Annotated in this window: 20 protein-coding genes, 1 tRNA gene and 2 pseudogenes; 16 read left to right on the top strand and 7 right to left on the bottom strand. The window is 52.3% G+C overall.

Features of this window, described 5'->3' with window-relative positions:
- Positions 1-6 precede the first annotated feature (6 nt).
- Both kam1_RS01025 and kam1_RS01030 read left to right on the top strand, forming a co-directional pair.
- Complete coding sequence (locus tag kam1_RS01025) at positions 7-1,647, top strand: outer membrane beta-barrel protein (RefSeq protein WP_039722260.1); 1,641 nt, start codon at positions 7-9, stop codon at positions 1,645-1,647.
- A 456-nt stretch (positions 1,648-2,103) separates the two neighbouring features.
- A complete protein-coding gene (locus kam1_RS01030; protein ID WP_039722257.1) occupies positions 2,104-3,324 on the top strand; it encodes an aspartate kinase in 1,221 nt (406 codons plus the stop codon).
- A gap of 9 nt (positions 3,325-3,333) precedes the next feature.
- On the opposite strand, the gene kam1_RS01035 is transcribed toward kam1_RS01030, so the two are convergent.
- Entirely contained in the window at positions 3,334-3,927 is a 594-nt protein-coding gene (locus kam1_RS01035) for a tetratricopeptide repeat protein (protein WP_143958164.1), read from the bottom strand.
- A 112-nt stretch (positions 3,928-4,039) separates the two neighbouring features.
- Here kam1_RS01035 and kam1_RS01040 point away from each other — a divergent pair.
- From kam1_RS01040 to kam1_RS01085, 9 genes and pseudogenes are all read left to right on the top strand, one after another.
- Positions 4,040-4,111: transfer RNA gene (locus tag kam1_RS01040), tRNA-Thr, on the top strand.
- 247 nt (positions 4,112-4,358) lie between these two features.
- Complete coding sequence (locus kam1_RS01050) at positions 4,359-7,196, top strand: site-specific DNA-methyltransferase (RefSeq protein ID WP_172616748.1); 2,838 nt, start codon at positions 4,359-4,361, stop codon at positions 7,194-7,196.
- Positions 7,197-7,211: 15 nt separating this feature from the next.
- Positions 7,212-7,646: a hypothetical protein gene (locus tag kam1_RS01055; protein ID WP_039722254.1), complete on the top strand. Its 435-nt coding sequence runs from the start codon at positions 7,212-7,214 to the stop codon at positions 7,644-7,646.
- Positions 7,643-8,347, top strand: coding sequence for an Ntn hydrolase family protein (locus tag kam1_RS01060; RefSeq protein WP_039722253.1), 705 nt, complete (start codon positions 7,643-7,645; stop codon positions 8,345-8,347). Before kam1_RS01055 ends, kam1_RS01060 begins: the two co-directional genes overlap by 4 nt.
- A gap of 5 nt (positions 8,348-8,352) precedes the next feature.
- A pseudogene (locus tag kam1_RS11175) lies at positions 8,353-11,169 on the top strand (BPTD_3080 family restriction endonuclease).
- A 175-nt stretch (positions 11,170-11,344) separates the two neighbouring features.
- On the top strand, positions 11,345-11,800 hold the full coding sequence (locus kam1_RS01070) for a hypothetical protein (protein ID WP_143958167.1): 456 nt from the start codon (positions 11,345-11,347) through the stop codon (positions 11,798-11,800).
- A 5-nt stretch (positions 11,801-11,805) separates the two neighbouring features.
- Positions 11,806-12,387 carry a hypothetical protein gene (locus tag kam1_RS01075; protein WP_039722251.1) on the top strand — a complete coding sequence of 194 codons (582 nt, stop codon included), beginning with the start codon at positions 11,806-11,808 and terminating at the stop codon, positions 12,385-12,387.
- Positions 12,342-12,539, top strand: a complete 198-nt coding sequence (locus kam1_RS01080; RefSeq protein ID WP_143958168.1) for a hypothetical protein — start codon at positions 12,342-12,344, stop codon at positions 12,537-12,539. The genes kam1_RS01075 and kam1_RS01080 overlap by 46 nt, the downstream gene beginning before the upstream one ends.
- A complete protein-coding gene (locus tag kam1_RS01085) occupies positions 12,523-12,795 on the top strand; it encodes a hypothetical protein (RefSeq protein WP_039722250.1) in 273 nt (90 codons plus the stop codon). The genes kam1_RS01080 and kam1_RS01085 overlap by 17 nt, the downstream gene beginning before the upstream one ends.
- 14 nt (positions 12,796-12,809) lie before the next feature.
- On the opposite strand, the gene kam1_RS01090 is transcribed toward kam1_RS01085, so the two are convergent.
- Positions 12,810-13,748, bottom strand: a complete 939-nt coding sequence (locus kam1_RS01090; protein WP_143958169.1) for a hypothetical protein — start codon at positions 13,746-13,748, stop codon at positions 12,810-12,812.
- Between the two features lie 943 nt (positions 13,749-14,691).
- On the opposite strand from kam1_RS01090, the gene kam1_RS01095 reads away from it, so the two are divergent.
- On the top strand, positions 14,692-15,048 hold the full coding sequence (locus kam1_RS01095) for an AlbA family DNA-binding domain-containing protein (RefSeq protein WP_143958170.1): 357 nt from the start codon (positions 14,692-14,694) through the stop codon (positions 15,046-15,048).
- A 56-nt stretch (positions 15,049-15,104) separates the two neighbouring features.
- Complete coding sequence (locus kam1_RS01100; RefSeq protein ID WP_143958171.1) at positions 15,105-15,563, top strand: hypothetical protein; 459 nt, start codon at positions 15,105-15,107, stop codon at positions 15,561-15,563.
- Positions 15,564-17,538: 1,975 nt separating this feature from the next.
- Here the strand turns inward: kam1_RS01100 and kam1_RS01110 are convergent.
- Both kam1_RS01110 and kam1_RS01115 read right to left on the bottom strand, forming a co-directional pair.
- The gene (locus kam1_RS01110) at positions 17,539-18,666 is read right to left on the bottom strand and encodes a hypothetical protein (protein WP_039722245.1); all 1,128 of its coding nucleotides are present in this window, start codon (positions 18,664-18,666) and stop codon (positions 17,539-17,541) included.
- A 160-nt stretch (positions 18,667-18,826) separates the two neighbouring features.
- Positions 18,827-19,117 (bottom strand): hypothetical protein, encoded by a 291-nt coding sequence (locus kam1_RS01115; protein ID WP_143958173.1) that lies wholly within the window; start codon positions 19,115-19,117, stop codon positions 18,827-18,829.
- Positions 19,118-19,231: 114 nt separating this feature from the next.
- Here kam1_RS01115 and kam1_RS10100 point away from each other — a divergent pair, with 114 nt between their 5' ends.
- Positions 19,232-19,408 carry a hypothetical protein gene (locus kam1_RS10100; RefSeq protein WP_161792048.1) on the top strand — a complete coding sequence of 59 codons (177 nt, stop codon included), beginning with the start codon at positions 19,232-19,234 and terminating at the stop codon, positions 19,406-19,408.
- Positions 19,409-19,476: 68 nt separating this feature from the next.
- On the opposite strand, the gene kam1_RS01120 is transcribed toward kam1_RS10100, so the two are convergent.
- The 3 genes and pseudogenes from kam1_RS01120 to kam1_RS01125 all read right to left on the bottom strand — a co-directional run bounded on the left by kam1_RS01120 (position 19,477) and on the right by kam1_RS01125 (position 20,880).
- Complete coding sequence (locus kam1_RS01120; protein ID WP_235277773.1) at positions 19,477-20,217, bottom strand: hypothetical protein; 741 nt, start codon at positions 20,215-20,217, stop codon at positions 19,477-19,479.
- 45 nt (positions 20,218-20,262) lie between these two features.
- Positions 20,263-20,535 (bottom strand): annotated as a pseudogene (locus kam1_RS11180) (SIR2 family protein); the annotation flags it as partial.
- 159 nt (positions 20,536-20,694) lie between these two features.
- A complete protein-coding gene (locus kam1_RS01125; RefSeq protein WP_161792047.1) occupies positions 20,695-20,880 on the bottom strand; it encodes a hypothetical protein in 186 nt (61 codons plus the stop codon).
- A gap of 52 nt (positions 20,881-20,932) precedes the next feature.
- Here kam1_RS01125 and kam1_RS01130 point away from each other — a divergent pair, with 52 nt between their 5' ends.
- Positions 20,933-21,283 carry a hypothetical protein gene (locus kam1_RS01130; RefSeq protein WP_143958174.1) on the top strand — a complete coding sequence of 117 codons (351 nt, stop codon included), beginning with the start codon at positions 20,933-20,935 and terminating at the stop codon, positions 21,281-21,283.
- Positions 21,284-21,685: 402 nt separating this feature from the next.
- Complete coding sequence (locus kam1_RS01135) at positions 21,686-22,291, top strand: alpha/beta hydrolase (protein WP_143958175.1); 606 nt, start codon at positions 21,686-21,688, stop codon at positions 22,289-22,291.
- Positions 22,292-22,317 lie beyond the last annotated feature (26 nt).

Here is a 22,317-nt window from a genome sequence, read left to right on the forward strand (position 1 = left end):
AAAACAATGAAGATCAACAAAAAAGCGGTTGGACTATGGCTATTCTGCCTCTTTTTAGGGAGTTTTCCGGTTTGTTATGCTGGGGAAGTTGAAGGAGAAGGAGAAAGTGGAGAGCCTGCAACTTCGCAGAGTTTGGAACTTAATGATTCGAAGGCTATTAGCTCTTCTAAAGAGGTTGAAACTCTAAAGAAAATCCTTGAAGAAGAAGGCATGGCTGCTGTCCAGGCGAATAATCCAGGCATTAAATTAAGTGGATATGTGGAGGCAAGCTATACGTATAATTTTATCGCTGCTCCATCGTTCAACAGAATCCCGGCAGTGTTTGCTAATCCAGCGATTTCAGGTCTCCATGGACCGGCTGCTGCAAATCCTTATGTTCCTGCCTATCCGGCTTTGCCTCTAAGATTTACAACGGACGGGATTCCTGGTGGAGCCTTTAATTTTAACCAACTTAAGGTGGCCTTGGAAAAACCTCTTACGGATGAAAATAAGTGGCAAGCTGGGTTTAGAGTGGATATGATCTTTGGGCAAGACGCAGCGTTGGGTGAACCGGATGCCGTCATGGGTATTGGAAATACGTTCAATACCGGCTCAGGATTTAATTCCAGTGGGATTTTCTTAGAGCAGGCCTATGTGCAATTTAAAGCACCTATTGGTGATAAAAGCCTAGAAATCCATATTGGTCAGTTTGCTTCCCCTATAGGACTAGAGGTTATGGAAAGACCAGCGAACTTTAATTTTTCCTATGGTATTCTCTTCAATAACTTCGAACCATTCACGATGGTTGGCGGAGAAGTGTTCTATAAGTTTAATGATAATTGGACAACTCGCTGGGGACTCACCAATGGGGGCTGGAACGTGTCCAGATCGGGCTATCCTTATTTTGGCTATACAAACAACATGATTAATAGCGGAGAAGGCGTTGTGCTCTTTAATATGTGGGACTATACCTCCAAAGACAAACTCTTTTTAAATACATTTGGCTATGCGTTTGCACCAAATGGGGTTAATCCACCAGGCTTTGGATCCAGTCCTAATGGTAATTATGTGGGAGCGTATGATATTGGAGGAGACATCGTTCCAAGCGCTTATAATAACAACGGACTGTTTATGGAATTTAATGATTTTGGAACTTGGATCCCGAAGTTCGTTAAAGACCAAAAGCTTGAGTTTGCTTATGAGTTAGTCGGTGGCTTTTCAAACCGGATTGGTCCTTCCGGTATTGCGCAGCTAGGTGCCCCTACCCAAACCGCCCTTTCCATCTTTCCAGTAAGTTACCCCCTCTACGGTTACGAAGGTTCCACGAGTTTCTTTGGCATAGCTATTTATCAGATTTATAAGTTCAATAAGGTCTTCAGCATGGCCTGGAGAGAACAATATGACCATGCCAACAGAAACCAGATTTTTTCAGACATGCTTTTCCCCATGGATATCTACAGTGTTACGGTGGACTGGAGGTTTGACCTAGCGGATAATTTTATGATTCGAATAGAAAACCGGGCTGATTACGGAAAAGGATTTATGAATTGGTATTATCCAGCAGTAGGAATAGCTCCCGCTGCCGTTGGATTAAACGGAAACGGACTTGCTCAGCCTTCCAGTGGCCCTTTTTGGTTCGTTGCTGTGGATGTCGTATATAGTTACTAAAACCGATCTCATGCGGCTGTATCCCTTGGTTGGATAGAAAAAAAAGTTTTTTTTAAAAAAGTTGAACGAAACAAAAACAGTAGGCGTTTAACCTAACAAAGAAAAGAATTTTTTGTTTCCTCCTCCTCTAGATATTGAACTTAAAAAAGAAGGGTAGCCTGGTATGCTACCCTTCTTTATTTTTTAAATCGAAAGAAACGAAGAGAAAAAAAAATTTTTTTGAACAAATCTCAAAATATCGGGGTATCAATATATAAATAACCTCTGAACGATCGTTTTCCTCCTCTGACGATTCCCGGCCGAGCGGCGCTAAACACTAGCGCCGCTCTTCGTTTTTCTTCTTACAACATTTTCTTTTGCTAAAGCAACAGGTTTTTTGTAATGGAGTTGCTTTTTTTTCTTCGCTTGTTATAATACAAGCTTTTAACGAAAAAGGAGAAATTTGGGAAAGAAGCAATGGCGCTTTTAGTTCAAAAATATGGCGGGACGTCTGTTGGCAGCGTGGAGCGGATAAAGAACGTAGCGGAGCGGATTGCTGAGTTTTATAGGCAAGGGCATGATTTGATTGTCGTTGTCTCTGCGATGTCGGGAGTAACCGATCAGTTATTACAGTTAGCTTCGCAGCTGCATCCAGAACCTTCGGAGAGGGAAATTGATGTTTTGCTCTCAACAGGAGAACAAACAACCATAGCCCTGCTTTCAATTGCTCTTCATGCTTTGAAAATACCCGCTGTTTCATTGACGGGAGCGCAGGCAGGAATTGTTACAGATGGGAAGCACACCAGAGCAAAGATCCTAAACATCAGCCCTAAGCGAATCAAAGAACTGCTCCAACAGAGAAATGTCGTCGTCGTAGCGGGTTTTCAAGGACAGAACGTTGAGGGGCATATTACTACGCTGGGGAGAGGGGGATCTGATCTCACCGCCATAGCCCTTTCGGCTGTCTTTCATGCGGAATGCTGTCAGATTTATACGGATGTAGAAGGGGTGTATACAGCTGATCCAAGGATTGTGCCAACGGCTAGGAAAATTGATGAAATCAGTTACGATGAGCTTCTTGAGATGGCAGCATCGGGTTCGAAAGTGATGCAAGCCAGATCGGTAGAGTTTGCCAAAAAATTCAAAGTGCCTTTTGAGGTCCGCTCAAGTTTTACTAACGTAGCAGGAACTATAGTGAAAGAAGAGGTTAGTGCCATGGAAAAAGTTGTCGTTCGGGCTGTGAGTTTGGAGCCTAGTCAAGCAAAAGTAACCATTCTAGGGGTTCCTGATAAACCGGGTATTGCTGCTAAGGTCTTTTGCCGGCTTGCTGAGGCGGAGATTAATGTTGATATGATCGTTCAAAACATTTCTGATCATGGGCTGACAGATATTACTTTTACCGTTCACAAAAATTTTCTGAAGAAAGCATTAGTAGCATTGGAGTCAGTCGTTTCAGAAATCTCCGCAAGGGAGGTTCGGGCAACCGAAGGCATAGCGAAACTTTCCGTCGTTGGTATTGGGATGCGTTCGCATAGCGGAGTGGCCGCTAAGCTTTTTTCTTCTCTTGCTGAAGCGGGGATCAATGTACAGATGATTTCAACAAGCGAAATCAAAATTTCAGTCATTATCGATGAAAAAGAAGGGAAAAGGGCAGCTCAAATTGTACATGATGCCTTCCAACTGAATAATCCCCTCTAAAACTAGGCCTTAGGAAGACGGAATCATTTCAAGCAGCATTTGTGCCTGATTTGCAAAGGGGCTTCTAGCATTATGAGAAAGGAATTTCTCGAGTAGTTCTTTTGCCGGACCATACTCTTTTTTCTGGATCCGTATCTGCGCTAACCTCAAGGTGGCAAGGGATCTATAGGCCTCGGTGTCTTTTTTTTCTAAAATCCTTTGGTAAAGAAGCAGTGCTTCCTGGGTTTTCCCTTGGCTTTCCAAGCACTCTCCTGCTCCGAGCATAGCACCGGCTTCCAGAGGATGCCCTGGAAAATGCTCCAAAAAGAATTGAAAGGTAGATAAGGCCTCAGAAATCGCTCCTTTTTCATAGAGGCTACCTGCAATTTGTAAAATCCATACCGCTGCTTGCTTATTAGAAAGATGGGCTTTGGCAATCTTGAGTTTTTCTTCGTTGGTTTTGGCTGATTGATAGCTAAGAATGACCTTCTCCCATTGGGCTTTGGAATGTTCCATAGCAAGCTTGTAGCCAAGAAGGCCTAAGGAAAGAAGAAGGAATAAGGAAACCGTTCCAATAAAGAACAAGGTGCCGGAGGGAGGTTTTCGGTTTGGGGAAGGGTTCATGGTTCACATCCACTAAGATATGTTTAATAGAAGCGTAGAAAAAAACCAAAAAAATAATTTTTATTTTTCCTTAGAAAAAAATAAGCTTGTTGAGAATCGGTAACATAGAAATGCCGCTTTAGCTCAGTGGGAGAGCAACGCTTTCGTAAAGCGTGGGTCGTGGGTTCGAATCCCACAAGCGGCTCCCAATTTTCTTCTGGAAGCGGCTGTCTTTTTGCTTGTTTTATTGTTTCCTAAGCTATTTCCCTCTGGTAGCAAGCCGTTCTTCTGTTTTATTACTGGATCGGCGGCAATTTCCCTCTGGAACCCATGTGCGTGAATGTAGCGGAAGGTAGCAGAATGTGCCGTTAAAACTTGCTTAAGTCTTAAAGTATGCTATAACAATTACCTATGCCGAAAAGAAGGGAGCAAAACCCTCCGATCCGAACCACGTGCGCGATTTCCGGCACACCCAAGCCCGACGCACGAATAACCCACCGGCAGGAATTGCACCGACCTATGAAAAGCCGGAACACAAGACCCGCCGGTACACTTACGATCCACATCTAGACCCCCAGCTTCAATGGGCGGGTAAGGCCGAGCATACGTCCTTTGAGGTTGACGTAGTCCCTCTGCATGTCCATGAACGGATTTCCACCAAAGCCATCCTTCGAGCGGTTCGTAGGCCGGATCCGCTGCAACTGGAAATCTTTGGGGAAACACTACTGCCAGCCGATCGGGAGATTGAGTTTTACCGGCATGAGGTCGGCTGGGCCAACCGCTTCATCCTTGGCGACTCGCTTCTGGTAATGAACTCCCTCCTGGTCAAGGAGGGGATAGCCGGCAAGGTCCAGATGATCTACGTGGACCCGCCCTATGGCATCAAGTACGCCTCCAATTTCCAGCCGCGCATCGACCTGCGGAATGTGAAGGACAAGGATGAGGACCTGACCCACGAGCCCGAACAGATCAAGGCTTATCGGGATACTTGGAAGCTGGGCATCCACTCCTACCTTACCTACTTGCGGGACCGCCTGCTCCTCTGCCGGGAGCTCCTCCACGAGTCCGGCTCCATCTTCGTGCAGATCAACGACGAGAACCTGCATCTGGTGCGTTGCCTGCTGGACGAGGTGTTCGACAGGGAGAATTTCGTGGCGGTGATCGCCTTTGTGAAAACCAGCGGGAAGGGCAGTGCGACCCTGGACACGGTAAACGATTTTCTGCTCTGGTACGCGAAGAATCGGTCCCAACTTAAGTACCGCCAGCTCTATCTAGAGAAGGAACTCGGTGAAGAAGGGACCAAGGGGTACCAGCACGTAGAGCTTCCAGACGGTGCGCGCCGCCGGCTCATCGCAAGCGATCTTGCTGAACCTAAAGACACGCCGCAGGGCCTCCGGGTTTTTAAGGCAGGCGATATGACATCGCAAGGGGCTGTGGCTACCACGTTCGAGTATCTTTTTGAGGGAGTGAGCTTCCACTGTGGCAAAAACAACAACTGGAAAACCGGCTGGGAAGGGATGGAGCGGCTGCGGCAGTCGGAGCGATTGTTTGTTGTAGGGAAGACGCTCAGTTACGTTCGTTTCCTAGATGAGATTCCCATACGTCAGCTGACCAATATTTGGGTGGACACGGGCATTGCCGTTTACGGTGACCCAAAGGTGTATGCCGTCCAAACCAACACCAAGGTCGTTGAGCGTTGCATCCTTATGACCACCGACCCAGGTGACCTCGTCTTTGACCCCACGTGCGGTTCTGGCACCACGGCCTACTGCGCGGAGAAATGGGGCCGGCGTTGGATTACTTGCGATACCTCTCGGGTAGCGCTGGTCATTGCTAGGCAACGGCTGATGACGGCGAAGTTTGACTACTACAAACTTCGGGACGCCGAGCGCGGTCCGGCTGGCGGTTTTATCTACGAGACCGTGCCACACGTTACCCTGGAATCCATTGCAAAGAATACCGAGATCGATGCCATCGCTGCCAAGTACCAACCGGAGATCGATCGAGCGTTGGCAGAACTCAACAGGCTGCTTGCCAGAGACTGGAAAGAATGGAAAGTACCGCGGGAGCTTCCCCACCCGGTTTGGCCCGAGGCCGCGCGAGAGGCCTACCAGCAGCTCTTAAAGGTCAAGCACTCCGATAGATTAGATGCCGAAACTCAAGCAGAGCCACTCCTAAAGAAGGTCTACCGCCTTACCGGTCACCGATGGAAGAGCCTGGGCGAGGTACCCGAGCCGATGCCGCCGGAGGACTGGTCCGAGGAGGCAAAGAAAGCGCTGCGCCGCTTCTGGGAACTCAAACGGGCCAAGCGCAAGGAGATTGATGAAAGCATCCAGCGCAACGCCCAGCAGGAGCCTCTCTACGACCGACCAAAAGTAGTGCACAGCGTGGTTCGAGTCTCCGGTCCCTTCACGGTGGAGGCCATCCCCGTCCCAGCGGTGGAGTACCCCGCGCAGGCGCCCATCCCGCAGTTCGAGACGGAAGAAGCCCAGGCCCATGTCTCCGACCGGGGAGGCGACTACCTCACCAACATGGTCAATTTGCTCAAGCAGCATGGCGGCGTCCTTTTCCCCGGAGGGAAGCGTCTGGTGCTGGAGAACATTCGTCCGATGAACCTTGGCTGCCTGCATGCCGAGGCAGAAGCAAAACAGAACGGCAGTACCCTGCGGGTTGTGATTAGCTTTGGACCCAAGGATGGGCCGATCATCGCCAGCCAGGTTCAGGAGGCTATCCCGACGGCCAGGATGAACGGCTATCAGATCCTTATCTTTGCCGGCTTCGCCTTTGACCCAGAGGTCCAATCGCTCATCCAGAAAGCACCGGTGGCGGGGCTGCGGGTGCACTTTGCCAACGTCTCCCCGGACGTGCTGGTTGGCGATCTCCTCAAGACCACCCGGGCCAGCCAGATCTTCACCGTGTTCGGCCAGCCCGATGTGCGGCTGCAGGAGCAGAAGAACGACACCTGCGTGGTGGAGCTGCGCGGCATGGACATCTACGATCCGCTCACGGGCGAGGTGCACAGCACCCGTGGCGAGGATGTAGCCGCCTGGTTCCTGGACACAGATTACGACGGTAAGACATTCCACATTTGTCAAGCCTTTTTCCCCGGCGATCCCGATGCTTGGGAGAAGCTCCAGCGGGCGCTTAAGGCCCAGATTGACCCCGAGGCTTTTGAACGGATGCAGGGCACCATCTCCTTCCCCTTCCGGCCCGGCGAGCATAGGCGCATTGCGGTGAAGGTGATTGACTTTCGGGGGAATGAGGTGGTGCGGGTGATGTTGTTAGTATAGCAAGGGAGGTAAGCTATGGCTCATCCTAAGGCCAAGTGGATATTGGCAACTCTCAAGGTAACGCCGTTGGATAGGATTCGGATCATGAAAACCCTGTTTCTTATGTGGAAGAGAGAGGGGAATATCTCAGATTACTTCCGTTTCGAACCGTATCTGTACGGACCTTGCAGCTTTGAGGTTTACGATATATTGGCTGCTATGGAGAGGGAAGGCCTTATCGTCCAGCCGAGCCACTCCGTAGCACAGTGGGCAAAGTACTATCTCACGCAGCGGGGCAGAGAAGAAGCAGAACGCGCTATTCGCGAGATTACCCCCGAGCTGAGGGAGCGTCTGGAGGCGATCACTACGGAGGTTAGTCGCTTTAGCTTCTACGAGCTTCTCAAGCGCGTCTATACTGAGGCGCCTGAGTTTGCTACGAATTCCGTGCTAAGGGAGGTCGTTAAGCAATGACACTGATACTGGTCTTGCCGGCCCAAGACGGAATTGTCATGGCATCCGACGGGCAGATAACCTTGGGGATGGTCCGCTGGCCTGGCCAGAAGATACAGCGGTTGAATAACCGTTGCATATGGGCAGCATCTGGCGAGCTTGCGCTTATCCAGCTTGTAGAAGAGCGCCTCAGAACGTTACCACTAGACGCCCCGATCCCCCAGTTGAGGAATTCGATTTGCCAAATTACAAGGCAGTGCGTGACAGAACTATTGCAGCTCGATTTCCGTACGGGGTTTCTCCCTAAAGACCCCAATCTTTTGCTCCAGTTGCTCCAGTTGCATCCCGGTGACTTCGTTTTTGCGGAGGTTACGCCGTCACCTGGCGTACTGCATGTGTTACTGAATGGGACGGCTGAGTGGATTACCGACAGGCCATTTGCTTCAGGTAGCGGCGACATGTTTGCATACGCCTTACTGCAAAAGTACCAGGGGCTTGCCTTGGACGTGCGGAGGGCGTCTCTCCTCGCGTACAAGGTGCTGGAAGAAGCGATTGCGGTTGGCGCATACGGCCTTGGCCCGCCGATTGATCTGTGGCAGGTCACTAGTGGCGGCATAAAGCAACTGGGCGAGAGTGAAAGGGCGGCACTGGAGGACGCCGCCCGAGTGTTGCGAGAAGAAGAGATTAATCTACTGAGATCGGGAAGCTTGGAGGACAATTAAAAGCAATGCTTGTTGATAACCCCATCGTCAATTCCCCCTTTGAGGAGCCCACCCGTTACTGGGTCTACGAAGATGGGCAGCCGGTTCTTAAAGAAGGGCGGCGCCCGGCGGGCTATTACCTTAAGGCCGGCACCCATGGCCCCCAGCCCGCCATCCTAGAAGAGGAGTTTGTCCGCTTAGGGCTGGTGAACACTATCCGGGAGCGGGTCAAAGCCTGGCGGGAGCAGAGCTATCCCGGAGTTACTCTCATCACCCGGCAGCTTCTCAACCAATGGAACAACCCGGAGCGGGAGCGCAGGCTTTTTTTCTGCCAGAGGGAAGCCGTCGAGACTCTTATCTGGCTGGTGGAGGCCTCGCCCGCAGATAAGTAGGGCATCTTAATCCCCAAGGATGAGCCCACAGATCCCGAGAGTAGAGGGAAAGGCTACAAGGCCCTTGCGCGCTATGCCTGCAAGATGGCCACCGGCACCGGGAAGACAGTGGTCATGGGGATGGTTATCGCCTGGCAAGTCCTTAACAAACTGGCCAATCCTAAAGACCGCCGCTTCTCAGACGCCGTGCTCCTAGTCTGCCCTAACCTGACCATCAAGGAGCGCCTCCAGGTGCTACTTCCATGCAGGCCGGACAACTACTATCAGAAGTTTGACTTGATCGTGCCCGGGATGCTGGAGCGTCTTCAGCAGGGGCGCTTCCAGATCACGAACTGGCACGTTTTTCGGGTAAAAGACGACAACAACTCCAGGAGTGTCGTCCGGCTAGGACGCGAAAGCGATACCGCTTTCTGCCGCCGGGTGTTGAAGGAGCTGGGCAACAAGGGGAACCTCCTGGTCATCAATGATGAAGCGCATCATGGCTATCGTCCGGCGCCCCTATCGGAAGAGGAGCGGGTGCAGCTCACCCCGGAGGAGGCCGCCGAACAGGAGCAAGCTACGGTGTGGGTCGGTGGCCTGGACCGAATCAACGCCGTTCGCGGTATTAATTTCTGCGCGGACTTCTCTGCCACGCCTTTCTATATCAGGGGAAGCGGCTATTTTGAGGGAGAGCCTTTCCCATGGATCGTGTCGGACTTCGGGCTAGCAGACGCGGTTGAGTCCGGCATCGTGAAGATCCCGCAGGTTCCGGTGGACGACAACACCAGCGCTCTAATCCCCAAGTACTTCCGACTATGGGAATCTGTCAACCAGCGGTTGCCCGCCTCCGAACGCCAGACGGCCCGGCGCCGGGCCAAACCGGAATCGGTGCTCCGAGAGGCGGAGGACGCCCTGGCTACCCTCGCCTCGCAGTGGAAGCGGACCTTCGAGGAGTTTCAGAGTGCCAGCTCCCCAGTGCCGCCCTGCATGATCGTCGTGTGCGACAACACCGACCTGGCGAAACTTGTCCACGAACACATTGCCGCAGGGAAAGTCCTCTTGGAGCTGGAGAACAACCAGGGCAACGGGGAGGTAACCTTTCGCATCGACACAAAGCTTCTGGCCGAGGCGGAGGGGGCCTATGAGGGAGAAACCAAGGCCGAGGCCGCCGAGCGGCTTCGCAAGGTGGTAGACACCATCGGTAAGCTCGAGTGGCAAGGGGAAGGCGACCCGCCGGGTAAAAACGTCCGCTGCGTGGTCTCGGTGGGGATGCTCAACGAAGGCTGGGATGCGCAGAACGTCACATAGATCCTCGGTTTGAGGGCGTTCACTTCCCAGCTTCTGTGCGAGCAGGTGGTGGGACGGGGTTTAAGAAGGCATAACTACGACGACTTCTCCGAGCCAGAGTATGTGGACGTCTACGGAGTGCCGTTCCAGGTGATCCCGGTCAAGAAGAAGCCCAGGAACTCCACGGAGATCCAGAGGGTATTCACCCTCGTCCGTGCAATTCCCGAGCGCAAGCATCTGGAAATCACCTTCCCCCGAGTAGAGGGCTACGTCTTCGACGTGCGGCAACGGGTCCGGCTCCACCTGGATGAGGTGCGCTATCTACAGATTGACCCCACGAAGGCGCCCACCGAGGTCATGGTCAAACCTGCGGTGGGATACCGGATCGGCCGGCCCGACCGCCTGGGGCCGGGTCCCGAGGCGGTACACGACCGCAACCCCTTCCACCGGGAGAAGCGCCTACAGGCCACGGTCTACGAGATCGCCGCCGAGCTCACCCGGCGGCTTAAGGAGAGGCGGGAAGACTGGGGGGCGCGGCACATCATCTTCCCGCAGGTTCTGGACGCCGTCTGGCAGTATCTGGAGGAGCGGGTAGTAGTGGTCGAGAGAGACACGCCGCTAGAGGAGATTGCTCTACTCAAGTACAAACAGGAGATCGTTGAGCGCCTGACGGCGGCTATGGAGCCGGACACAGAGGCGGGGGAGCCACCTCTTTTGCCCGTGATAGAGCGCTTCCGTCCCATTGGCTCTACTTCCGAAGTCCTCTTCCGCACCGTACGTCTTTGCAAAGACACCACCAAAAGCCACATCAGCCACGTGGTGCTGGACTCCACCTGGGAGCGCTCGGTGGCGGATCAGTTGGAGCACATCCCCGAAGTTATCGCCTACGCCCGCAATGATCATCTGGACTTCACGATCCCCTATGAATGGGAAGGCATTCGGCACGAGTACCGACCGGACTATCTCATCCGCCTGCGCGGCGCGGACGGGCAGGAAGTAAAGCTCATCCTGGAGGTAAAAGGTTTCGAGACGGAGCAGGACAGGCAGAAGGAAGTTGCGGCCCGGCGCTGGGTGCGGGCGATAAACCACCACGGGGAGTTCGGCCGGTGGTTTTACGTTGTATGTAAGGAGCCGCGCCGGGTGCAAAGCGATATCACGGAAGCGATCTCTGCAGCCGGCTTGTAATCGATTGTTTTTAAGATTGGTCATCAAGCTTAGCTTGTTACTGCAAAACGCGAGCTGATGACCGTGTGCCGCTCCAAAATAAGCGCTGGATCATTTGACATTGACATCCGATGAATCCCGCTTTATCGTTTGTGAAACATGACGGTTCCTGTTCTATCGCATTTTGGAGGTGTGCGTGTCTAAGAAGAAGAAAGTCATAATAGCGCTAGAAACGCTCTTATCAGGTTATTACTGTCCCATTTTATTCGCTGGGCTGGCCTATCTTATTACAGCTTCCCCCGAATTTGTGTGCGAATTCAAGAATCAGCTTTTGCGGGTCCTGGAACTGCATGTCGAAAATCTCGAGGGTTATTCCCAAAGAGCATTCTATTGGGCAGCAATTGCCAAACCCCTTGCACAAAAAGAACCATTACGGGTTTGCCAGGCTGCGATTAAAGCGTGTACAAGCCACCCGAATTTTTTTCAGCTAGGCATAAACCCGCATATGTTTCCGCTGGTCTCCCTACTCGAACTCCTTTGGGACGATCCGCAGGCTCGCGCGTGCCTCATAAAGGCGGCTCAAACCGGTCAGGTTGGACGTCAGCTGCAAAGCTGGGTCAAACACAAGTGCCAGCGGAGAAAGCTCCAATAACCCCAATGGACCCGCAGCGACAAAAGAAGCAGCAAGAGGAAGGCATTCTCCGCTACCTTTTTGGCTACCTGAGCTGTCGCCCTAACCAAATGAGTATGGGCGAATCTCCGGATTGCGTTGTAGAAATTGCAAAAAAACGGATCGGGATTGAAGTCACGATTCTACACCCGGGAGAGAAAGAGGCCGGCGGCAGTCCCCTCCGGCGCCAAGAGGAAGAGATAGTGCGCCGTATTGGCCCAGAACAACCATACGGGATGTGGGGATGCCTCGATTGGGCACCATCCTTCAAAAGAAGGGTCCGGCAAAAAGTCGAGCGCGCCACCCGGTTTAATCGGTCTTCTATCGATCAACTGTGGCTCGTCGTCGCCGCAGCGGTACCCGCCTCCGGCGCAGTTGTCTCAACCTCTGTGCCCTGGTTCGACGTCACGCCGGAGGATCTGTGCAACATTACTGCCGGCCTCCTGGAGGAATCGGTTTATGATCTTGTCTATTTTTACATCATCATGCAGAAGAAGCTCTTTTGTTGGAAAAAGGGCAGCTTGTGGAAGGAAGTTGTGAGGAAAGGCCCGAACCCGAGTACGGGGTAACTCGCTCAGCAAGGAAACCGGTCGAAGTAACCGATCTTCTAGAAAGAAGCGTTTACGGACCACCATCTGCCCTGTCCCACAATCCTGTGGATTATCTCAAGGACATGGTAGCTGGCCAAAGAGCTGCTTTTGGATATGGTCCTTCCTGTTAAATCAGCTCATCAAGTGTCCGATCCCAGAGCCAAAGAAAGTGGTGGTCCACCCGCACCCGACCGTTTTCCTTCCAGACCAGCTGAATGCGTCCCTCCCGCTGATCGGAGACACAGTCGGTCTCTAACCATTGCGAAGAGGGCATGTTCGCTTCTTGGGACAAATCAGCCGATGGGCCACAAGAAGAAAAGCCTCCTTTGCAAGGGAAAGAAATTGCTACTTCTTACCGGGTGCTTTCAAAAGCTAAAAGCCGAATAAATCCTGACCATCCTCTAGCTCACATCGCTGCTATCGCACGCCATCTGGCTAAAAAACTTCCCCCACACCTGGGCAACGTCCCGCGCGTCTACCAAGGCAGCCGTCTTCCATCGCTTGAAATCGGATGGATGGCATAAAACAATATACAAAGGCTTGCTCGGCATGGCGTTTGGAGCAAACCCTTTGAACCGTGCCTTTCTTATCGCCTCCTTGTATCTGTTCTTAATTGGCCACTGATCTTCGACCGGTTGGTTTCGGCAGTTATCCCTCCTCCAGTCCCACACTTCCGAAAGCTCCTTGCCTATAGCATCGATCAGATTTACGGATCGTTTAAGAAGCTCATGAAAGGTAGAGACGGCGTCCTCTCTTAAAGGGTAGAGAAACCCAGTCGAACCCTCTTCTTTTCTTTGCAGTCTTTCCAGAGCCATCCTCCAGACCTCGGGGACGTAAGGGTCTTCAGGTAGCCTCCAAGTCACCTCGGCTCGGAGCGCTCTGCTTGGCCCATAGAGCGAATTCGGGTCTACCATAAAGACAGGTTGTTCCCCGCGGTGGATCCAAGTATTTCGCAGTCTACGGAGCCAGTCGATCCACTCTTCTCCCTGGCCGCTAGACACCAGGTTGCACACCCGAGTGGCGGATTCCTGCTGGATGACGTTATTCAAACCTTCTATTAGATTGCGCATGTTATTCCTAAGGCGACTAAAACTAATGTCTTCCATCGTTTCTTTCAAAGGAAGAACTCCTACCACGACGGCCGCAACGCAATCCAGGGCGCTAACCAGTGCCCGAGCCACACCCACCGCATGCAACTGAACTAGATTTGAGCGGATGGCTTGGAGCAAGTTCTTTGGTTGACCCACTAAACTACATAGTCTATGAGTCGCATAAACCTTTTGAGCATTCTCGTTAAACCAATACCTGTGCCACTCCAGCCAATGAGACAATTCTGACAAGTGGAGATGGGCCTCAATTACGTACTGAATGACGGTTCTCGACCTTTGATAAATCGTATCAGCTACCGATATTCTCTGAACTGTAGCAACCGGAGAATTATCAGGATTCCACCACTTTATCCCCCATGGAGGACCATCCGCAAAGTCACTAACAATTGACTCCTTCAGACGCCTCCAATATGGAAGTTCACAGTGGAAGTACTCTAATATATCCTCATGAGTCTTATCGTCTGTGTTACAGGCTTTTTTAATAGATTAACAAATGGGTGGCCAGTCATTGGATCGTCCATACTTTTACACAATAACTCGGCTTGGCAGCCATTTCAACCTTGGTGGCATAAGCCTCTGACGAAGTAAGCACACCCGGTCCGCTTGCAAGGCACGAAACCCTGAAAGGCGACCGGAAGAGTGCTGACTCATTTTCTACTAAGAAAGGAACTGAAGCAGCGGGTCTGTTCTTCGTCGGGAAACCGGTATCGGGACACAGCGGGAGTCGGTGCTACACCACTCCACGCATTTTAATTGGGTTCCACGCAGGGCTATAAAGAAACACGACTCGGACGGTACCCAAGTGAGCCAGGGCCGCCTCGATGCAAAAGAAGAGCTTCGCCGTCTGCCCCACCGAGAACCGATCGGTGGGTAAGCGATTGCGTCTAGCGAAAGTACTCCAGGACGCACGGGCTTTTCGGCTGCACACGCCTGCAGGCTTAATAGATATCTGTCAGCCTGCATCCAGAGGCAGCTGAGATCGCCTTTACGGATCATCGGCCGGTTCCAAGCAAAGACTCCCCGGCCTTGGGCCCAAGCGATTGTGTTAAGCCTATTGCTTTTGCCATAAACAGCTTTCTCCTTTTTTTGGAGCAGCCTCAAAGTCAGGCGATTCTGCCTGAAGACTGATTTTTAGCTTGACCGAACTATTTCACAGGATCAAACTCATAGTAAAATGGCCATCAGGAAACCTGAGAATTTAGTTGAGCTTTTACAAAACCCGCCCCACGAAAGCTTCAATCTTGAGTATAGAAGCTGGATGTGCCTCGAAGAAATTGAAGGAAAGGCTAAGATCCTAAAAACACTCATTGCCCTTCGCAATGCCGGCGGAGGGCTTTTAATCATCGGTTTTGACAACGATGCAACTCCTCTTCGTTTCCCATATAACGGAAACGTTCAAGAGGTGTACCACCCAGACAATCTCCAAGAGCTCGTTTCGAAATACGCTGACCCCCGCTTCTTCCGGAAGCTTCGTTGCAATTTAAGAACGAGCAAGGTTAGCCTCTGCTTTGGCAAGCTTTGGGGGGCCTGAGGGAATTTCTCTCTCAAAACGGCGCGGACTTAAGGAGGAGCCGTTTCGGCCGGGCGTTGGCGCTTCTCCCAGGGCTCTTTCTTTGTCTGGCAGCGCTTTCTTTTGGCGGTTGTGCAGGGGTTGCAACACGGTTTACCCCGTACTCTGGCTCGGCGGCTGGGCATCCGGGGAATCGAAGGGGAGCTTTTGTCGAGCAGGTGAAAGGAATCCCTGTCTATTACTCGGAACCGGACCGTCCCTATCGGATCCTTGGGGTTCTTCACGTGGCCAAGCGAGGGCCCCGTCCCTTGGCCCATTCAATATTCACGCACAAATGGATGGAGGAGGTGCGGAAACTTGGGGGAAACGCCGTATGGATCCTAACCGAACAAAGGGAAATTGCCGGCTACTCAGGGTTTGGCTCCGCCCAAACCTACAATTGGGGAATGTTTAGCTCCACCACCCAATCCTCCGTGGGCGTTTACCCTGCGTACATCCGAAGTGGAGAGGTGCTGGTGCTTCGGCTGGTAAAGTGAAGGTAAGAAGGATAGTAAAAGCCTGATTGCGAAAGGCGCTTTTTAGAGTGAGCGTTAAAAGTAACCCTCTCATCGAAACTTAAGCGCCGGCTTTTAGGCCCAGCGACGTTTTTGCGTGCCGGCAAGTACGGTCGTTGTGCGGAAGAAAAACCAAGATATGCCACCAAAGCCGGCCGCACCACCGCCGTATGATTCTCCAAAGGCATGCGCTCGCTAGCCAAGGCTTTTTGCGTCCAACACCAATGGTCAAAGCCGTGAAGGAGAAAAATGCGGCCGCGGAAGCCTGCTGCGGACGCTTGCGCGCGCTGAAACACCCCTGGAGCCCTGTCAGGAAATCGCAAGGCAATGCCCCGCAGCTGCTAGATAAAGAGGCCACGGCTCTCCAAAAGGCGCCAAGGCCTTGGCCCTTCTTCCCATCTCATGGGAGAGGCCCCTATGACCGTCGCCGGCAAACCGTCGGGTCCCTTCTCTGTAACTGCCACGGCCGACCGGATCCGGTGGGCCCTTCCTACCAGCAACCTGTTTCTCCGCGGCCAAGCCATACAGCTCCTTTGTTAAAAATCCGGCCCTCACCATATCCCACCCGGTAGGACAAATACGGTCCCACCAAAAAATTTTTTCCGTTCACCGGGCTCTTTTCACTCTGGAGAATTTTGGTCTAGAAAAGCGCACCCTGCCGACTCTATACGCCTGGCCTTGGTTCCCCGCGGCGCTTAAGTGCCTGTGTTAGCCGATCCTCAAAATTGCGCTCGCCCATCAAGGACGCGGGCCCCTTCTTCTTACCCATCGATGAAAAGGCAACCGGAGGCTTTTCCAGGTGCGCCCGTGGCTGCATAGTTCGGGCACAAAACGCCGTTTGAAAAGCATCGCAGCCTGCCCGTCAGTAGGATCACGGCCTTCGCGCGAACTGAACCTTTTGCCCGCAAGAGCCTAAGGCAGCTAGTGCCCGGAAGGCTGCCACGCGGAGAAGACCTTTCTTATGACCAAGAAGGGTCTACCGGTTGGTGAAGTTCCACTTGGAATCAAACTCGGTAGCGCGCGATGCGAAAAACCCCTTTCGCGCCCATATTGGGAGGATGGAGCAGCAGGTGCAAACCACCCTATTTCCGAAGGAGTGAAAGGAGGCCGAAAGAGCTTCCTAAAGAAGCTGGGTTGAACGGCCCGTCCGCAGGAACCCTGGCCAAATAGAAAAGTGCTGCGGAGCACTGGCAACCCAAAAGGCTGTCCTAAACGGAAGCACCCTCTTTGACCCCCTTTTCCTCTCCTTCCCCACCAACGGTGCCCACAGTGATGCATTTGCTCCAAAATACGGCCAACTCGGGTTGTCTTGGACGGGCCGGATGCGCAGAAGACGATAAAAGAAAACTTCTAATGCAAATAGGGAACAAGTGCTTCAAGCGTGGCAGGTTGTCTCGGGAGCCCCTAAGCTTGGGCTTGCTTAAAGATCCAAGCTGGCGATATATCGTTTGCGTTCCCTTGCAGCGTTTTTTTGCCTTCCGCTTTCCTTCGGTTTCCCCCGTCTCCCACATACCCAAAGCGTAGACCCTGCCCGAGACCAAGGCCTGAGCCCGTTTGGGTCAAGCTCAAAATCGCTCTCGAAGGCTTTCCCGACAAAGTTCTGTTCCTCTTTTTGCGGTCTTCTATCTGCTAGAGATGTTGCTACGCTAAGCCTCCGGAGCGCAAAGGCCGTACGGGCCGTGGTTATAGAGGGAGCTCTTCCTAGCTTGGGCACGGACATGCTCAAAAAGTGAAAAGTCGCTAATTTGTACCTACTTTCCTTGAAAAAAATTTGGCCACGTTGATCAGAGGGCATCCTTAAAGACAGCTCACCTAGAAAGGCCTTACTTTCTGCGCTTCGTCTTTGCCCATCGAGCACCAGTGCCGCTAGGCGATCGTCGCGAAGTTCTCCTTACCTCCGCGTCCTCAATCTTTTCCGATTCGCCCTTGGCAATGCTGGCATCCGCAACCACATCTTTTAAAGGCGCTCAACCAAGGCATCATACAGCTCCGCCAAGTTCTTGTAAACAAAGACCTTTTCAAAAACCTTTTGAAAGACTCTCCCAATATGCCCATCTGCCTTACTTGCCTGTCTCAGGTACTCATAGGTCCTTTTATCCACCTGCACGGCGTCCAAATAAAACGCCATCGAGGCAAGCCTCTTATCCACCACATCGCTTCCTTTTGCTCCTTGCCCACCTGCCGTGGCTCTTTGGGTCAATTCCCAGATGATCAACCATCCAGGGAAATCGTCGCCCCTTTCTGAAAGGCTCTCTCGCAAGCTGCCTGGTTCCTTATCAGCCACCTTGTCAAGGTCGTCCAAAAATCCAGAGTACATCGCCCGCCGAAGTATCTCCTCGTCGGATTGCCCGTTCACACCAAAAAGCTTTTTCTCGAACTTGTTCCAACTATCCGAAGAGCCCAATTTAATCCCTTCCAACGCGTCCCTAAATTCTTTTGGTAAGTATCGCAACCACGTTAGTTTGGCCAGTTGTTCCGCGTGTAGTTTTGAGGTACAGCATTCATGAAAGATGGCGGCCATCTTATTCCTAAAGTATACATTCAAATCACCTAATTCGAACTGAAGACCGCCCATCCTGGATTCTTTCAGTGCACGAAGTTTTTTCCTCGCCTTCCGAGAGAGGCATTCCAGAACTAAGTTGGCACTTTCTACAAAAGACAAAAATTCTGGAGATTTGAGCAGGCGCTCAGCGGTTTTCAAAAGCTCACCACCTGTGTCCATGCAGCCGACAGCATAAGGCTTAACGGATTCAACGACGTCCCAAAGGCCAAACTCTGGATTCTTCATCAACGCCAGAGCTTCTTCTAAATGCACAAAGCAAACCAACCCAGGAACGATGGGCCGATGAGGTAATTCCGGAGGAAAGGCAACGCGATCCAAGCTTTCGAAAATGCGAAGCTCTTCTCGTTTACTTTTTTCGCTGTATTTCGCAAGCTCGTAAAGCTGATCGGAGCAAAGCCACGGGATGAATCTCTTATCTCTAAAAAGGTCCAGGATGCGTTGGCTTTCTTTAGAATGGGTTTGGTAAGCTAGGTCTATCCAGGCCGCCGAGTCCAGAAGGACATACTTTGGCCTAATCAACATGACAAAATATAAAACCAGCCGCTGATAAAAGCAAGAAGACCATGGTGCCTACGAAAGGCGGTGCGGGCTGCAATCCGTGGCTCACGTTCCGGGGCTATTGGAGCTGATTCTATGGAAGAAACCGACAGGGACGCGAAGAGCCGCCTTAAAAGACCTCCAGTCAAGCAAGACCATAAGTCAGGCTATCGCGGACTGCCAAAGACGAGCCTATGGGAAGCGTTTCTCGTGAAACACCCTCCATCGCTGTCACGGTTGCCTGGGCCTTTCTCGAGGCTTTGGTAGTACTTTGCCACCCGGCAGCCGGTAAGTGGATCCTTGAGGGCAAAGGATCTTTCTTCATCCCTGAAAAGTTTCTCTGAAAGCTCACTTTAACTCTGCGTGTTACTCGATCAATGCTAGCCGCCGTAAAAGGACCCCTGGGAGCCCCTTGCCGCTTGCCAAGCAAGGTCACGGTGGGTCAACCAAATTTCGTGCAAACGCCTTGAGTTTCCCAGGAAAAATCCAAAACGGAGGGCTCGCAGCGCAAGCACCTTAGTGGCTTCGAACAAGGGGAAGGCTTCAACAGATGGAGAAGAAGCTATGCGACGAATATACCTCCCAAAAGGCACCTCTTGGGGTCCTTTCTGTCCTACCTGATGAGGCTGGCTATTATTATCAAGCCAAACAAAGGAAACTAAATGCTCAAACAGGTCAAAAACTTCCTCGGACTCAGACGGCTCCGGTAAGTACTCGGCCAGTTTAGGCTGGAGACGCTCAAAAAGATACTTTCTGGGCACAGCCAGAAGATCCGCCTTCCCGGAGTAGGGCTGCCTACGAGCCCCTTGCAGCAGGTTGCACAGATTCGTTTCCATTCCGGCGAAAACTGCCCGAGGGGTGATTGCGAAAATGAGAGGTTTTTTTCTTTCCTGTAGCAGGATCCAGGTGGCTTGCACGGAGGAGAAGGCCGGCCAGATGCTTCCACCGATCATTGTCTTGGGCAGCAATCCCGGCTGCGTAGAAGCAAAAAAGCGCCGGCAAAAACGCAAGCTGTTGGTAGGCAGCACAAAACGGCTCTTCTGGAAAGGATATCGTGGACATGCGCTCCACGGCCTTAACCAAAAGCTTCGTGTGCGCTCCCGTATCATGGTAGGCAAGGGCAGCAAGCATAGATACCAGAGACTCGCACATACTCTCGTAAAGACTGAGTCGTCTTTGGTATTCCTCCGGATCAAGGGCATTTGTCAGGGAAAGTCCGACGGAATGGATGCGGTTCTTGGTTTGTCCCACCTCTCGGGTCACAAGGTCATGGAGGCGGATGCGGTACCGGTATTCAGAAAGGTAAAGTTTTACCTCTTCCTTCGCGATCACTGGATGATTACTTCCTAGCCGTTCCAATGCTCGAACCTTGTGCAGCACGTCCTCAAAGAAATGGTTCACTTCCCTGATCTCGATCCGAACCGCTTGACAATGTTCGATAAGCCTTCTTGCTTCCTCCTCCGGCTCACCCCTGCAGGCACAAAAAGTCGCAAAGCGGCGGGTGCTTCTCCATTCGATGGCCCTGCGCAGGACCACATCCCACTTGGCGGACCAGCTGCATACGATAAGGCCGAACCCGTCCAGGATCCGGTCAAGGAGCTGACTGACCGCCTCTGGGTAGACCGCAAGCTCAGCAGCCGTGTTTCGGATCCTTGAGTCTCGATAGTCCCCGTGAAGCTTACATACCAGCGCCTTTGGGAGAGCGCTAGCAAGGGGCCGCAGCCCCTTTGCGTCATCCTCCGTACTGAGAAGGGTAGGCTCGATTTCCACGTCCTGCAGTGCCTGTTCAAGAAGCCGATCGAAGTTTGTGGTAAGGACAACTCGGACGTAACCGCTACTAACGAGCTTGGCCAAGGCCCGGTGGGAAGAAGAAGGAACCTTAAGATCTCTTTCTCTATCCTCCGGAGTCGGCTCAAAATAACGATTTAAAAGCCACTGCCGCTCTGACTCTGTGCTCGCAAGCGCTTCGAGAAGCTCTGAGTAGTCGGGCTCCTTACCGAACCGGCACCTGTACTAGCCTACAGGATCTTCTCTGAACTCCTGGTTTTGGGTAACCGCTACCTTTCGGATAAGATCACAAGTGATTTCCCATCCGGTGGGTATCCTGGCGCCGCGGGACACGCCGGAACCCACTAGCACCGCATAGGCGCCCTTATTTGCCTCTAGAGAAATCGATAAAAAAACCAAGGGATCGGTCATAAAACAAAACATTGACTCACTCTCCGGCTGGCGCCAAAAATTTTTCCTCGGCATGGTCCCACAAAGTTCCAACGTTGAGGTTGCCGAAGTTCGCTTCACCGAATCCGGTGCCCTTGAGAGCCCGTTTGACAAAGGAAAGCTTTCAGGCTGTCGGGACGTCTTTCTTTTTTGCCACAGCTGGCTTAACGATCCGAAATCCGCTTACCAGGTGCTCTACCAGCCTCTCACTGCTTCAATGGAAAACGTTAAAAACCGGTTGTTCCAAGGGAAATTCGGCAAAGTTGGCTTTCTCTTTTCCTATTGGCCCTCCAAGGAGTTCCCCCCAGGAGGAGATCGGGCAAAAATTCACCCCAACTTCCTCCGGACACAGAAAGAGAAAAAACCCTTCTTGCGGCCCAGCTAGACGGCCTTGCCGATTTGCTTCCACAAAGCACCCTTAGCCAGCTCCGGCGAATTGTTGCCCAGTGGCCAAGCACGCCCCAGGAGTAGAAAGAAGCGGCCAAAAGGTTTATCGGCCTTCTCCAAGGCCATGCAAAGGAATCCGCTGGAGTAGAGGACACCGACCCTCTGGACTCCTCCGAAGAGTTCCTTAAGAAGCCCCCCGAAGATCTTTTGGAAAACCTCAGCCGGGATCTACCTCCGCCAAGCTTCCTTTCGCGTATGCAACAACAAAGCCCTGGCTCTCTTGACCCGTTTTTTCGCTTTTCGACAAGGAGGCTCCCCGAGGTCAGCGGCTTTATTGACCAAAGGGGCTCGCTTTTAGAAGGCCTCTGGCACGTTCTTAACTATTTTACTTTACTACAAAATGAAAAGGAGGGCCGGGGTCATAGGAAGAACCGGGCTTTTTAAGGTGATAAAAGAACTGGGAGAAGATTCCGGCCAACTGCGCCTGCATCTGGTAGGACACAGCATGGGGGCCATTGTCTACACTTTAGCCTGTAAGAAGCTCGCCGAGGCAGGCTCCGACTTTAAGCCCGCAAGCCTTACCCTTCTCCAGGGCGCTTTTACCCACTACGGCTTTGGAAAAGATGTCAATGTAAAAGGGATCACCGACGGCCCGTACCGAGTGGTCGTGGAAACGGATGCAGTTGCCGGTTCGATTGCTGTAACCTTTAGCAAATATGATGAAGCCCTCCACGTCCTCTACGCGATCGCACAGCGACTGGCCAGAGACATCGTTCGACCTTTTTTTATCGGCGATAGGGATGACCCCTACGGAGCCATCGGGGCCAACGGCGCCCAAAAGACCCCGGAGGCAGAGGAAATCGCTTTAGACACTAGCCCTAAGGTCTACACCTTTGCCAAAGGGAGCGTCTACAACCTAAACGGAAAGGAAGCGATTCAGAACCACGGAGATGTTACAAATGAGGCGATTGCCGCGGTGCTACTCTCCGCTGCCGAATCTTGCTAAGAGAGGGAATCGCAAGATCTTCTGGC

Origin of the sequence: Methylacidiphilum kamchatkense Kam1, from assembly GCF_007475525.1 — a bacterium.
Lineage (GTDB): Bacteria > Verrucomicrobiota > Verrucomicrobiia > Methylacidiphilales > Methylacidiphilaceae > Methylacidiphilum > Methylacidiphilum kamchatkense.